This window comes from Streptococcus mitis, from assembly GCF_946190375.1.
Lineage (GTDB): Bacteria > Bacillota > Bacilli > Lactobacillales > Streptococcaceae > Streptococcus > Streptococcus mitis_CJ.
The window spans coordinates 1-330 of sequence record NZ_CAMIAF010000062.1; the positions used below are offsets into that span (position 1 = coordinate 1).

Sequence of the window (330 nt, forward strand, 5' to 3'; positions counted from 1 at the left end):
CTCGGGAAGTAGCTCAGCTTGGTAGAGTACTTGGTTTGGGACCAAGGTGTCGCAGGTTCGAATCCTGTCTTCCCGATATATGGCGGTGTAGCTCAGCTGGCTAGAGCGTCCGGTTCATACCCGGGAGGTCGGGGGTTCGATCCCCTTCGCCGCTATAATGATCTTGTTGGACCTTTAGCTCAGCTGGTTAGAGCTCTCGGCTCATAACCGAGTGGTCGTAGGTTCAAGTCCTACAAGGTCCATTTGAATATTATGGAGGATTACCCAAGTCCGGCTGAAGGGAACGGTCTTGAAAACCGTCAGGCGTGTAAAAGCGTGCGTGGGTTCGAA

The 330-nt window shown here is 53.0% G+C and carries 3 tRNA genes; all 3 read left to right on the plus strand.

The features are described from left to right. Positions 1–2 precede the first annotated feature (2 nt). The 3 genes from N8M09_RS10945 to N8M09_RS10955 all read left to right on the plus strand — a co-directional run bounded on the left by N8M09_RS10945 (position 3) and on the right by N8M09_RS10955 (position 242). A tRNA-Pro gene (locus N8M09_RS10945) sits at positions 3–76 on the plus strand. A 5-nt stretch (positions 77–81) separates the two neighbouring features. Further along, a tRNA-Met gene (locus N8M09_RS10950) sits at positions 82–155 on the plus strand. Positions 156–168: 13 nt separating this feature from the next. Further along, positions 169–242 (plus strand) — tRNA-Ile (locus tag N8M09_RS10955). The last annotated feature ends 88 nt before the right edge of the window (positions 243–330 follow it).